The 14,220-nt window shown below is 33.8% G+C and carries 8 protein-coding genes; 2 read left to right on the top strand and 6 right to left on the bottom strand.

Going from position 1 to position 14,220, the window contains the following annotated elements; genetic code table 11:
• Window positions 1-31: 31 nt before the first annotated feature.
• The 5 genes from polA to Q0822_RS07435 form a co-directional block, all read right to left on the bottom strand.
• A complete protein-coding gene (polA, locus tag Q0822_RS07415) occupies window positions 32-2,881 on the bottom strand; it encodes a DNA polymerase I (RefSeq protein WP_299122072.1) in 2,850 nt (949 codons plus the stop codon).
• 139 nt (window positions 2,882-3,020) lie between these two features.
• The gene (locus Q0822_RS07420; protein ID WP_299122076.1) at window positions 3,021-3,560 is read right to left on the bottom strand and encodes a cupin domain-containing protein; all 540 of its coding nucleotides are present in this window, start codon (window positions 3,558-3,560) and stop codon (window positions 3,021-3,023) included.
• Between the two features lie 106 nt (window positions 3,561-3,666).
• Window positions 3,667-5,082: a T9SS type A sorting domain-containing protein gene (locus Q0822_RS07425; RefSeq protein ID WP_299122080.1), complete on the bottom strand. Its 1,416-nt coding sequence runs from the start codon at window positions 5,080-5,082 to the stop codon at window positions 3,667-3,669.
• A 34-nt stretch (window positions 5,083-5,116) separates the two neighbouring features.
• Window positions 5,117-5,314 (bottom strand): hypothetical protein, encoded by a 198-nt coding sequence (locus Q0822_RS07430; RefSeq protein ID WP_299122083.1) that lies wholly within the window; start codon window positions 5,312-5,314, stop codon window positions 5,117-5,119.
• Between the two features lie 156 nt (window positions 5,315-5,470).
• On the bottom strand, window positions 5,471-9,496 hold the full coding sequence (locus Q0822_RS07435) for a response regulator (RefSeq protein WP_299122088.1): 4,026 nt from the start codon (window positions 9,494-9,496) through the stop codon (window positions 5,471-5,473).
• A gap of 159 nt (window positions 9,497-9,655) precedes the next feature.
• On the opposite strand from Q0822_RS07435, the gene Q0822_RS07440 reads away from it, so the two are divergent.
• Entirely contained in the window at window positions 9,656-10,588 is a 933-nt protein-coding gene (locus tag Q0822_RS07440) for an isoaspartyl peptidase/L-asparaginase (RefSeq protein ID WP_299122093.1), read from the top strand.
• Here the strand turns inward: Q0822_RS07440 and Q0822_RS07445 are convergent.
• On the bottom strand, window positions 10,585-11,448 hold the full coding sequence (locus Q0822_RS07445; protein ID WP_299122100.1) for a cyanophycinase: 864 nt from the start codon (window positions 11,446-11,448) through the stop codon (window positions 10,585-10,587). The two genes, Q0822_RS07440 and Q0822_RS07445, sit on opposite strands and share 4 nt — an antisense overlap.
• Window positions 11,449-11,543: 95 nt before the next feature.
• Between Q0822_RS07445 and cphA the strand changes: the two genes are divergently transcribed.
• Window positions 11,544-14,183 (top strand): cyanophycin synthetase, encoded by a 2,640-nt coding sequence (cphA, locus tag Q0822_RS07450; protein ID WP_299122101.1) that lies wholly within the window; start codon window positions 11,544-11,546, stop codon window positions 14,181-14,183.
• Window positions 14,184-14,220: the final 37 nt, after the last annotated feature.

The following is a 14,220-nucleotide window of genomic DNA, read 5'->3' on the forward strand; positions in this document are numbered from 1 at the left end:
TATTAAAACTCATTTCTATGACTGAAATACTTTAGTGTGCTTCTAACCAATTATCACCAATATCTAAATCGACATCTAAAGGAACGGAAAGCTTGTAAGCATTTTCCATTTCGGTTTTAATTAGATTTTTTAAGCCCTCTAACTCTGGTTTGTAAATATCAAAAACCAGTTCGTCATGAACTTGTAAAAGCATTTTAGATTTATATTCACCAGCTAGAAGTTTATCATAAATATTAATCATCGCAATCTTAATAATATCTGCTGCGCTTCCTTGTATTGGTGCATTAACGGCATTACGTTCTGCTGCACCACGAACTACTGCATTACGAGAATTAATATCTTTTAGGTAACGACGACGACCTAAAACGGTTTGAACATAACCATTATCTCTAGCAAAATCTACTTGTTTGCCCATGTAAGCCTTTAGCTTTGGATAAGTTTCGTAATAAGTGTCAATCAATTCTTTAGATTCACTACGTGATAAATTGGTTTGATTGCTTAATCCGAAAGCAGAGACACCATAAATAATTCCGAAGTTGACCGTTTTAGCATTGCTTCGTTGTTCTCTTGTCACTTCAGCAATTGGTACATTAAATACCTTAGATGCAGTTGAGGCATGAATATCTTCACCATTTTTAAACGCTTCAATCATCGTTTCTTCTTCGCTTAAAGCGGCAATAATCCGTAGTTCTATTTGTGAATAATCGGCAGCAAGTAATGTGTACTCATTATTTCTTGGAACAAACGCTTTCCTAACTTGGCGACCACGTTCAGTACGAATAGGAATATTTTGTAAATTAGGGTTATTACTACTTAAACGACCTGTAGCTGCAACAGTTTGCATATAATCCGTATGAACACGACCTGTAGATTCTTCAACTTGCAACGGTAAAGCATCAACATAAGTACTTTTTAATTTTGCAAGTCCTCGGTAATCTAATACTTGCTGAATGATATCATGATCTTTTGCCAAATAACTCAATACATCTTCAGCTGTAGAATATTGACCAGTTTTTGTTTTCTTAGGCTTATCGACCAATTTCATTTTTTCGAACAAAATAACACCTAATTGCTTTGGTGATGCAATATTAAATTCTTCACCAGCAGCTTCATAAATGTTTTTTTCAAGATTAGCGATGTCGTTATTTAATTCCTCCGAGAGTGAATTCAAGAAATCGCAATCGAGATTAATGCCTTCTAACTCCATTGCAGCAAGTACGCGTAATAAAGGCAGTTCAATATTATTGAATAACTTTTGTGTATTAGCCTCACCTAATTCTTTTTCGAAATGTTCCTTAAGTTGTAAAGTAATGTCTGCATCCTCAACAGCATATTCAGTTTGCTTCTCTAAATCTACTTCTCTCATGGACAGTTGATTCTTCCCTTTTTTGCCAATGAGTTCTGTGATAGAAATAGGTGAATAATTAAGGTAAGTTTCAGCTAACACATCCATATTGTGTCGCATATCTGGATTGATGAGATAATGCGCCAACATCGTATCGAATAATTTACCTTTTACCTCAATATTATATTTAGCTAAGACTTTGATATCGTATTTTAAATTCTGACCAATTTTTTCAATTTTTTCGTTTTCAAAAAATGGTCTTAAAATTTCTATGAGTTCTTGAGCTTCATTTTTATCTTCAGGAAAAGGCACATAAAAGCCTTTACCAACTTCCCAAGAAAATGCTATTCCAACCAATTCAGCAGTTAACGGATTAAGTCCAGTGGTTTCTGTATCAAAACACACAGAAGTTTGACTCATTAAATTTTTGACAAACAATTTTGTCGCCATACCAGAAGCCACACTTTGGTAAAAATGAGAGGTAGTATTAAGTGTTTTACGCGTATATTCTGAAACTGTTTCAGCAGATTCAGAATCAGTATCTCCACCAAAAAGCGAGAACTGGCCAGCACCAGCAGATTTTTGTTCTTTTGGAGTTGTTTTAGGAGCGTCTTGTTTTGTAGAGGTCTCTGTTGCAGTTGCAGTCGTTGTTTCTTGAGAAAATGTTTTTAAAAAGTTATCGGTCAGTCGTCTGAATTCTAACTCTTGAAATATCTCTTTTACTTTTTCAACATCTGGATGGTCGAGTTCAAAATCCTTCGCATTAAAAGTGACAGGAACATCGAGCATAATTGTGGCTAGTTTTTTAGATAATAATCCTAACTCACCATTAGCCTCAACTTTTTCTTTCATTTTGCCTTTTAGCTCGTGTGTATTGGCCAATAACCCTTCCATACTACCATAAGCGGCGAGGAATTTTTTAGCTGTTTTGGGCCCAACACCTGGTAATCCAGGAATATTGTCTGAAGCATCACCCATCATACCTAAATAATCTATTACTTGTAAAGGATCTGTAACTTCAAACTTTTTCTGAACTTCAGGAATTCCCCAAGTTTCGTAACCACCACCAAAAACAGGACGATACATAAATGTGTTTTCTGTGACCAACTGCGCAAAGTCTTTATCCGGAGTGACCATAAAGGTTTTGTAACCTTCCTTTTCTGCTTGTCGAGATAACGTTCCGATAACATCATCAGCTTCGTAACCTTCTTTAACCATTATAGGAATATGCATAGCTTCAAGAATGTTACAAATGTGTGGAATTGCAGTTCTAATACCTTCAGGAGTTTCATCTCTATTGGCTTTATAAGCTTCGAACATCTCGACACGATCTACACTTCCACCTTTATCAAAACAAACAGCTAAATGATCTGGTCGCTCACGTTTTATAACATCTAAAAGCGAGTTCATAAAGCCCATAATGGCTGAGGTATCTTCTCCTTTTGAGTTTATTCTTGGGTTTTTTATAAAAGCGTAATAGCCACGAAAAATAAGGGCATAGGCATCAACAAGAAAAAGACGTTTTTGGTCTGACATGAAATTAAATTTTGAAGTCTATAAAACTACAAAACTTAAACCTTGATATGAAAGAATGATTTATTAAATAATGAACAAAAAAAGAAAGTAGCTCTCTAATATGGCTTCCTTGTTTAAAAATATAATTGAAGACAATCAATTATGCGGAAAAGGTGATGCCATATTCACTGCATATTTCTGCAACCTTCTTAAAATCTGGAGGTCCAGCAGGTAAATCGGCTAGTTTTTTGAACATTAGTTCAATGCCTGCTGGAAAAGCACTGGTTATCATTTTGGCTTTTTCTGTTCCTACAACTTTCCATGAATGGGGAATGTCTTTTGGCGCATAAGCCATATCTCCAGCTTCTAAAGTAGTTGTTTTTCCATCTACCATTATTTCAATTTTACCTTTAATTACTCTAAAGATTTCATCCTCTTTAGTATGTGTATGTGGTGGAATGCCGACACCAGGCTCTACATTATCTACCCATTCCACAATTTGATGATTAGTGTCACTACCTATAAGTTTATGAGTTTGTATATCACCTATTACGTTTAAAAGGTTGCCCATATTATTTCTAATGATTTTCGGTTTTGAGTCACCTGCAAATTTAGACCACGATTTAGCAAAAGCATTTTGAGGAATTAAGGTTAATAAGCCTAATCCGCTTATTGACTTTAAAAAAAATTGTCTTTTCATTGCGTTGGAATTTTATGGGTTAATAGATTTAAAAGAAAGCCGCTCTCTAATACGGCTTTCTTAGTCAAAAAATATAATTGAAGACAATCAATTATAGGTTTTTATGTTATTCTATGAGTATACGTTTTTCAACTGATGTGTTATCAATAGTAATTTTTAGCGAATACATACCAGATTTTAGTTGTGAAATATTGATAGTATTTTGATTAGTATTATAGCTAACTCTTTGACCTAATAAGTTATAAATTTCTAGTCTTGAAATAGGGTCAGTAGTTGAAACCGTTAGGTTTTCTTTAGCCGGAATTGGATGTATTTCAATATTAGAAAGCTCTATTATATTAGTGCCGAGTGTAGAAGATTTTGAAATGCTAAAACTCACAAAAGATGAATTTGACCCTTGGGCTAATTCTCTAAATACCCTTAGATGATATGAGCCAGATGGTAAATTTGAGAATGTACCACTTTGTTCAAAACAACCTAAGGATGAGGTATTACAATTAGTAAATAGTTGAAATTTATTCCAGATGATATTACCATCGATAGTGATATCTGATGTTTCATTTAATGTAAATTGAAACCATACATCAGAATAGTCTTGAATATCTGAAGTACATCCTGTTATGTTGTCAATAGTTGCACCACCTATATTAAAAGGAATACTTGTGGTATTTTCGGTAATTATTATGGGTTCTGCAGTACCACAACTATTGTTAGTAGCAGATTCAAAGGCTTGAATAGTAAAATTTAAAAAAAGTTCACTAAAAGCTTGATTTGTATTTCTATAAACCCGCAATTTGTAGTTGGTATTCCCTATGAGTCCTAAAGCAAAGAGTTCATCTTGGCTACAATAAAGACTAGTGCCTCCACAGCCATCATAGATTTCAAATTTGTTCCATAGAATGCTACCGTCTATTATAATGTTGCCATCAAAAGGCATGGTGAAATCGTACCAAACATCGGCATAGTCTAAAGAAGTGTCAGAACAACCAAAACCATTATTAATATCACTGCCACCAATGGTAAAAGAAACACTTTCCTGTAAGGTTTGAGTCAAAGGAATATTGATAGAGGTCTCACAAGAATCGTTACTCGGTATCTCAAATGCATGAATGTCAAAACTTTGAAAGGCACCTTCATCTGCTAGGTTTTCAGTTCTAAAAACACGTAACAGCAAGTTGGTATTGGCGCTGATATTTGTAGCATACAGTTCGCCACTATTGCAAGCTAGTAAGTTGCCATTACAGGCATCGTAAATAGCAAATTGATTCCAGATGATATTACCATCAATATATATATTACCATTAACTGGTATGGTAAAGTTATACCAAATATCTGCAAATGTTTCTGGAGAGTCTGAACAGCCATTTTCATTATTCAGCGTGGCATTATTAATAAAGAAATTTACGGTTAAGTTAGCAGTGGATAATGTGATTGTTTCAGAATTAGCGCAGGTGTCATTTGCTGGTTGACAAAATCCAATATGTGTTCCAATAATAAATAGAATTATATATAAGAGTTTCATGTGTAGTGGTTTAATATTTTTGACGAATCTTTTTTTACAGTTTTATATCTACGTCAAAAACATCACGTACATCCTTGAGAATCCGGTTGGCAAAATAGCTAAGCGCTAAAACGACTTCTGCACCAATCATGACAAATGGATTTACATAGGCAAATAACCAATTGGCAAATTGTGCGAATAATACACTAGAGTTTAGGACAAGAAGAGAGATTAATAGTGTTGAAGTTTTCATGATTTATAGTTTTGTAATTAATAGCTTTTACAAACCTATTCTGTATATCAAAAAATGATATGGATTATTTTTTCAAAAACAAGGAGTATTTTGTCAAAAAGAAAAAAACAGACTAGAATCATTTTTTCTAAAATAAAATAAACAACTGTTAATCAATTAATTACGAAACTCGGTTGGACTTTCTTTAAATTCTTCTTTAAAGACCTTGCTAAACCAATTAGGATCATTAAATCCTGTAGAATATGCAATTTCTGACACAGATAAATCAGTTGTATTGAGTAGTTCTTTACCTTTTTCTAAGCGTACTTTTCTTATAAAAATAGCAGTACTTGTATTTGAAATGGCTTTTAACTTTCGGTATAATTGTGAGTCACTCATGACTAAAGATTTTGAAAGTTCAGTGGGACCAAAATTAGAATCATCTATATGTTGATGAATGACATTTATAACCGAATTTAAAAAGATGAGATTCTTATCTGTTGTTTCTGTTTTCTTTTCTTCTTTTTGAACTATCGTATTTACCGCGTAAGATTCTTGAAGTTTTTTACGTTTTGCAATAAGCATTTGTATGCGCAACTGTAACTCCTCTTTTTGAAATGGTTTAGTTAAATAAGCATCTGCACCACTAGAAATTCCCTCAAATCTGTCCTCTTGCACAGCCTTTGAGGTGAGCATAATGATAGGTATGTGATTAGTGTTATTATTTGCTTGTAGTTTTCGAGTTAACTCAAAACCATCCATAATAGGCATCATCACATCAGTTACTACAATATCTGGTATACTTTGTTTAGCCATGTCTAACCCTTCCTTACCATCTTTGGCAAAACTCACTTTATACTCTGGTCTAAGACAAGATGCAATATAACGTGCCATATCAGAATTGTCTTCTACTATAAGAACACTATTAGAATCTTCGTCCACAACAACATCATTGAGTTGAGGTACTACAGTACCAACTGTCATTTGCCTTTGAATTTGAGAGATCTCTTTAGTTTCTGCATTGTTAGTGATTGGTAATGTAATAGTAAATGTAGTGCCTATGTTTAATTTAGATTTTACTTTAATAGAACCTTTAAATAACTCTACTAACTCTTTGGTTAATGCTAAACCAATTCCAGTACCTTGAGAGACTTTATGCTCTTTACTTTCAACCTGAAAAAAGCGATCGAAAATAAATTGGAGTTCTTCATCAGAAATTCCGAAGCCTTGATCTATAACTTCTATTTGAAGCAATGATGAATTAAGTTTTTGTAGATTAATTTGCAATTCTGAATTTTCAGGAGAAAACTTAATAGCATTAGAAATAAGATTTGTTAATATTTGACGGATTTTTTCGGTATCAAAATCCATAACGATTTCATTGGGTTTGGCAATAAACTCTAAAACAACCCCTTTGTCTGAGGCAATGCTAGTAAAACTATCTACTATTTGGGATGTAAAAGCCACCACATCATTTTGTGTAAGATTAACACTGAGTTGCCCTTTTTCGAGCTTTGCTAAGTCTAGCATTTGATTAACTAAATCGAGAAGATTATTACTATTTTGTTCAATAGTATTAAGTGATATTTCAACTTCATTCTTTCCAGAAAAGCGTTCTTTCAAATTCCCCAAATAACCTAATATAATAGTCAATGGTGTTCTAAACTCATGCGTAATATTGGTAATAAATCTAGATTTTAAATCATCTAAGTCTTGAAGTCTTTTTGATTCTTGTCCTGCGATCTGACGTTGAAGACTTATTCTGTAAAACGCATATACAATACCTAAGAATAATAGTAAGTAAGATAAATAGGCCAAATTACTTTTATACCATGGAGGAATGACTTCAATTCTTAATTGCAGAGGAGATGTTTTCCAAACTTTATTTCTTGATTGTCCTTGTATTTGCAGCAAATGAGATCCTTTAGGTAAACTTAATAATTGAATTTCTCTAGAACCTCTCAATTCATTCCATTGATTATCGTTTAAAGCATATATAAACTGATTATTTTTGTTGGGTCTAAGATCTAAATCTGAAAAATTGATATAACAAGGAAAGTCTGTATGTCGTAGCGTAATTTCATTGGTTTTTGTGATGCTCTCTTGTATTATCTTATTATCTGTTAATGCGTTAATCTCTTTATCTTTTATTTTTAACGATGTAAATGTGAGATGTCCTGGTATGTCAAGTTGTGAAACCTTGCTTGGACTAAAAACATTAAAACCGTTAATTCCACCAACATAGATTTCGTCTTTATCCTTATTATAAAAATGTGCGCCAAGGTTAAACTCTGAGCTTTGAACACCATCTCCTTGGTTGTAGTTGGTAAATTGTCCTGTTGATTTATTGAATCTGAATAGGCCACCATTAGTTGTAAGCCATAAGTTATTATTCAAATCTTCAGTAATGCTGTAGACAAAAGTGTTGGTTAATCCTTGCTCCTTACCAAAACGTTTAAAAGTTTTGTTTTTGGGATTAAACTTGTTAAAACCATCCTGCGATGCAACCCATAAATTTTTATCTGTATCGTGCCATGTGTGTAAGGTTGTATTACTGCTTAGACTAGTGGTATCACTTTTTTCACTGAAGTAATTTATAAACTTTGGTTTTTGATAATTAGCATCTTCAAATTGTAATGAATTTAACCCTTCCTCAGAGGTTATCCAATACCTTAAGTCCTTATCTTGAGACATGTTATATGTAAAATTAGAGCTGATTGAATTTGTATTGGGGTTAGCTTTATAATGCTCAAAAGTTATTGTATTGGTTTTTAGATTACCTGTAAATCTATTAATACCGCCACCATATGTCATAACCCAAACAGTACCTTCATGATCAACATATACGCCTCGCGTAGCATCAGAACTTAAGGAACTTGCATTGTCGCTATCGTGAAAAAAACTGATTATTTTTGGATACTCAGGGTCAAAGTTGGTTAGGTCAATCACTGACATTCCTTTAATGGTTGCTACCCATAAGTAGTTATTGTGATCGATAGCCATGGCTCTAATTACATTGAAGGCCAAAGCTTGATTTGTGTTTTCTTTTGTTATGTAAGTGACCTCACCAGTGTTTTTAATACAGTTTATACCTTTACGTGTACCGACAAAAAGGTAGTCTTCATTTTTGCTAAATGATAAAATAAAGGCATTGTTAAGGGCAACATTAGAAGTTGTATTTACATTCTTAAATACGGGTTCTATCAATGTAACAACATCGAGATTATTAGTGCCTACCCAAAGTAAGTTACCATCAGTATAGGTGTCATAAACTCTATTAGAAGTGATAGAATTGGCTAGCTTTTGCTCGCCTCTGTAGGGAGTTAATTGTTCAAATTGGAGTTGTTTTTCATTGAATTTTTTAGCAATAAAAAGACCATTAAAAGTACCAATGTAAAAGGTGTCATTAAAAACATCAATAGATGCAATATTTAATTTTTCTTTGTCTTCAATTTTTGAATCTAAAGTTATTCTAGAAAGTAGTTTTTGGTCTCTATTATAAAAAAACAATCCATCAGAAGTACCTAACCAGATATAATCTTCAAGCACATACAGCGTATTAATAATGCCAACTGATTTACCAAGTTTAATTTCTTCGAAATTTACATTATTACTTAAAATATTGTCAGAAACAAATAAACGACCTTCTTGCGTACTTACATAGAGGCTATTGGCATATACAAAGGTTGCGTTAAACTGTAATTTTTCATCATTAATTGTAGTGATGGTTCTTGGATAATGATGTCCATTTTTATAGTTAAAAATAACAATACCTTCATTTAACACTGTAGCGATGATAGTACCATCAGAAGTCTTAGAAAGGCTGCTGCAATTTCCTTTCTTTATTGAGGCTTCCCTAAAGCTATTTTTATAAGAATCATAAATTGAAATTCCGTTATCGTTTGTACCAATCCAAATGTTACCTTCATTGTCTTCTACCAGTGCATTAATGAAATTCCCGGAGATGGTTAAACTGTCCTTTTTCTTGTTTTTATAAACTGTAAATGACGTGCCATCAAATCTATTTAAACCATCTTGTGTGCCAAGCCATAGAAACCCATTAGAATCTTTTAATATTGTTCTTATAGTTTCTTGAGATATACCATCTTCTAATCCATAATGATAGAAGGTTAAATTTTGTGCTTTTAGAACAGATAGTTTGAAAACTATAACTAGTAAGCATAAAAAATAGCTATGTTTCATTGAATTAATGGCTCATTATTTATGATTAAAAATACAATAAAATTATTTTAAAAGTATGTAAAAGTTTTTTTCAATAACAACCTTATTTTTCAGCAACAGTAAGACTTTTCAATGATAAATCAAAAGCGTATTTTTGAATTCCAAAAATCAAATTTGTAAATGAAAACATTTTCAATTGCCATACATGGTGGAGCAGGAACCTTAATTAAAGGACTAATGACTCAAGAATTAGAGGTACAGTATAAAAACGCTTTAAAAAGAGCAAGAGATGCTGGTTACGAAATTCTAAAAAATGGTGGCACTGCTATAGATGCGGTTGAAATATCAGTTAAACTTTTAGAAGACTCACCTTTATTTAACGCAGGAAAAGGAAGTGTTTTTACAGCAGAAGGCACACATGAAATGGATGCAGCGATAATGGAAGGGAAAAATCTTGAAGCAGGAGCAGTATCTTTAATTACTGGAATTAAAAACCCAGTGTCCTTAGCTCGTGATGTTATGGAGAAAAGTTATCACGTATTTTTAGCAGGAGATGGTGCTATGAACTTTGCAAAAGATCAGAACTATGATTTAGAAGACCCAGATTATTTTTATGATGAGGTACGTTATAAGCAATGGCAAGGTATAAAGGATAGTAATTCATTTCAATTAGATCATAGCGTAAAAAAAGATGGTAAATTTGGAACCGTTGGAGCGGTAGCATGTGATCATGAAGGTAATATTGCCGCAGCTACTTCAACTGGAGGCATGACCAATAAAAAATGGGGAAGAGTTGGTGATTCGCCAATGATTGGTGCTGGTAATTATGCAAATAATAAAACTTGTGCTGTCAGTTGTACTGGAAGTGGTGAGTTTTTTATAAGAGGTGTTGTTGCCTACGATGTGTCTTGTTTAATGGAATACAAAGGATTGTCTCTAGAGGAAGCATCTAATGAAGTAATAAATAAGCGCATCCTTGAAATAAAAGGAGATGGTGGCTTAATCGCTGTCGATGCTAATGGTAATATTGCAATGCCTTTTAACACAGAAGGTATGTATCGTGCTAGTAAATCTTCAAATGGAATCGAGACAATTTCTATATATAAAGATTAGATAAAAGGCGCTTCAATAGGTAATACGTCCACTTTTCTATTTCTAATATCATACTTATCACCATTAGACAATACATGGACAGTAAGATTTGCCATAGTCATAGGCGTACCTTCTTGCAATATTTTTTCATTATTATGAGTAAGCGTATTACCATCAAAAACGATTACCATTCCAGAACCAATTACGGTACATTCGTTACCATTTTTAATAATCATACCTGTGTCTTCAGCAAGACCAAATCCAATAAGATTTGGAAACTTTGCTACAGCTTCTGATTGTCTTCCAAAACGACCACGACGGATAAAATGTGTATCAATCATTAATTCAGGTATCAATCCTAGCCCTTTATACATATTCACTGCTCCTTTAATAAAGGATTCAGATGCACTTCCACCAGCAATCATTTCATTTGCCATTGCCATAGCACCAGCACTAGTGCCGGCAATAACAAAGCCTTCTTCATTCTTGTAGCGTTCTACTAAAATAGTGTGAATTGAAGTGCCACCTATCTTATCTGTAATTTTAGATTGATCTCCTCCAGAAAACATCACACAATTAGCATTTTTAATAAGACTAATAGCTTGCTCAGTTTCCGAATCTTCTTTAGAGCGAATATCTAAAACATCTACATTTTTACAGCCTAAAGTAGAAAATGCAGTCAAATAATTTTCACCAACTTCAACAGGAATGCTAGATGCTGTAGGAATTACTACAATATTAGAATCTATTCCGCCAGCTTCTTTTACAACGTGATATAAAATACCTTCCTCAATAAATTCCAAAGTGTACATTTCATCTGCTTCAATACCTTTATCTTCATTTCCTCCAATAGGTATTAAAGTTCCCTTAATCTCGTGCATAATTTTAGTCTAAAAATATTGCTCAAAAATAAGCCAAATTTTCTATTGAAAAATACTATATTTATAATCTTTCACTAACAAAAAAACCAACCATAATGGAGATAAGAAGTATTAATGCCATGCGAGGACCAAATTATTGGTCTGTACGAAGACACAAGTTAATTGTAATGGTTTTAGACCTTCAGGAGATGGAGGAATTACCATCTAATAAAATAGATGGTTTCCCAGAGCGATTAAAAGGAATGTTTCCGAGCATGTATTCGCATCGCTGCTCTGAAGGCTGTGAAGGTGGGTTTTTTATGCGTGTAGATGAAGGTACCTGGATGGGTCATGTTATAGAACATATCGCCTTAGAAATTCAGACACTTGCTGGAATGGATACAGGTTTTGGTCGAACCAGAGGCTATGGCGAACATGGTGTTTATAATGTCGTGTTTTCTTATATGGAAGAATCCGTTGGACGATATGCTGCTAAATCGGCTGTAAGAATTTGTGAAGCTTTAATTGCCGGTAAAGAATATGATTTGGCAGAAGATATTCAAGAAATGCGAGAACTTCGTGAAGCTGACCGCTTAGGACCAAGTACTGGTTCTATTGTAGCTGAAGCAGAAGCAAGAGGTATTCCTTGGATAAGACTTAATAAATACTCTTTATGCCAATTAGGTTACGGAGCTAATCAAAAACGAATTCAAGCAACTGTCACCAGTGAAACGAGCAGTATTGGTGTAGAGTTGGCTTGTGATAAAGAAGATACGAAGTACTTATTAGAACAAGCTGAAGTTGAGGTGCCTCGTGGTGATATTATTCGCAGAGAGCGTAGTTTAGAAGAAGCTTGTCGTTATGTAGGTTTCCCTTTAGTAATTAAGCCTATTGATGGCAATCATGGTCGTGGAATTACTGTAGATATAAATAATTATGATGATGCTTTAGTTGCATTTCATCATGCTAAAGACAGTTCTAAAAGTGGTGCCATTATTGTTGAAAAATTTATTGTAGGTGATGATTATAGATTATTGGTTATTAATAACCAGTTAGTCGCTGGTGCTATTAGAACGCCTGCACATGTTATTGGTGATGGTGAATCAACAGTACAAGAACTTATAGATAAAGTAAATAGTGATCCACGTCGTGGCTTTGGTCATGAAAATGTACTAACGCAAATCACAGTCAATGAATTAACCAAAACCATTATTAAAGATGCTGGTTATTCTTTAGAATCTATCATAGCGGAAGGAGAGCGCTTAATTTTAAAAGATACTGCAAACTTGAGTACTGGTGGAACAGCTGAAGATATTACAGATATAATACATCCTGCTAACGTAAGTATGGCTGAGCGTATTTCAAAAATTATTGATTTGGATATTTGCGGTATTGACATCATGACTACTGATATATCTAAACCCTTATCTGAAACAGGTGGAGCAGTATTAGAAGTAAATGCTGGTCCAGGCTTTAGAATGCACTTGGCACCAACATCTGGTTTGCCAAGAAATGTGGCAGCACCAGTTATTGATAAACTCTTTCCAATAAAAGGAGAAACTGGACGTATTCCTATAATTGCCATTACAGGTACAAATGGAAAAACAACAACATCTCGACTAGTATCTCATATTGCAAAAATGAACGGATATCGCGTCGGTTATACCACAAGTGACGGAGTTTATATTCAAAATAGGTTGCTCATGACAGGGGATTGTACAGGACCTGCAAGTGCAGAATTTGTACTTAAAGATCCGACAGTGAACTTTGCTGTATTAGAATGTGCAAGAGGTGGACTTTTAAGAGCTGGTTTAGGATTTAAAAAATGTGATGTTGCTATTGTGACTAACGTGGCAGCAGACCATTTAGGTCTAAAAGGTATTCATACTATTGAGCAATTGGCTAAAGTAAAAGGCGTTGTTCCAGAAACGGTGTTACCAGATGGTTATGCTATTTTAAATGCAGATGATGACTTGGTTTACGATATGCGTCGAAGTCTTGATTGCAATGTCGCCTTATTTTCTATGGATGAAAATAATCCAAGAATAAAAGCCTTACAACGCCTTAATGGTATTACTGCTGTTTACGAAAATGGTTATGTAACTATTTGTAGAGGAGAGTGGAAGATGCGTTTAATGAAAGCCGAAAACATTCCATTGACCTACGGTGGAAAAGCAAAATTCATGATTCAAAATGTATTGGCAGGAATTTTAGCAGCACATGTACAAGGCATTAGTATAGAAGATATGAAAGCAGGTTTAGAAACCTTTATTCCGTCTGCAACACAAACACCAGGACGCTTAAATTTATTTGAATTCAATGACTTTAGTATTTTACTAGATTACGCACATAATGCAGCAGGAATGAGAGCGCTTCAAAAATTTACAGATGAATTAGATGCAACTGTAAAAGTTGGAATCATAGCTGGTATTGGTGACAGACGTGTTGAGGATAATAATGAAATGGGAAGCATAGCCGCAGAAATGTTTGATGAAATTATTATCCGCCAGGACAAACGCTTACGAGGAAAAACTGAAGAAGAGCTTATTAAAATGCTTAATGATGGTATCAAAATGAAAGATCCTAATAAGAAAACTACAATTATCCCTTCAGAGAGTGAAGCGATTAAATATGCAGTTAAAAATGCAGTAAAAGGATCACTTATTATATTGTGTAGTGATGTGATTCCAGATGCCTTAGATCTGGTAAAAGAATTAAAGGAAATGGAATCTAAAGGAGAATTAAATTTAGTCTAAAAGAAAAAAAGCCGAAACTCACGTTTCGGCTTTTCTA

It is taken from the genome of uncultured Winogradskyella sp. (genome assembly GCF_947496485.1).
Classification (GTDB): Bacteria; Bacteroidota; Bacteroidia; order Flavobacteriales; family Flavobacteriaceae; genus Winogradskyella.

Excerpts from the sequence above, each read along its gene's own strand:
- polA (WP_299122072.1), bottom strand. The coding sequence starts at position 2,881 with ATGTCAGACCAAAAACGTCTTTTTCTTGTTGATGCCTATGCCCTTATT.
- Q0822_RS07420 (WP_299122076.1), bottom strand. The coding sequence starts at position 3,560 with ATGAAAAGACAATTTTTTTTAAAGTCAATAAGCGGATTAGGCTTATTA.
- Q0822_RS07425 (WP_299122080.1), bottom strand. The coding sequence starts at position 5,082 with ATGAAACTCTTATATATAATTCTATTTATTATTGGAACACATATTGGA.
- Q0822_RS07430 (WP_299122083.1), bottom strand. The coding sequence starts at position 5,314 with ATGAAAACTTCAACACTATTAATCTCTCTTCTTGTCCTAAACTCTAGT.
- Q0822_RS07435 (WP_299122088.1), bottom strand. The coding sequence starts at position 9,496 with ATGAAACATAGCTATTTTTTATGCTTACTAGTTATAGTTTTCAAACTA.
- Q0822_RS07440 (WP_299122093.1), top strand. The coding sequence starts at position 9,656 with ATGAAAACATTTTCAATTGCCATACATGGTGGAGCAGGAACCTTAATT.
- Q0822_RS07445 (WP_299122100.1), bottom strand. The coding sequence starts at position 11,448 with ATGCACGAGATTAAGGGAACTTTAATACCTATTGGAGGAAATGAAGAT.
- cphA (WP_299122101.1), top strand. The coding sequence starts at position 11,544 with ATGGAGATAAGAAGTATTAATGCCATGCGAGGACCAAATTATTGGTCT.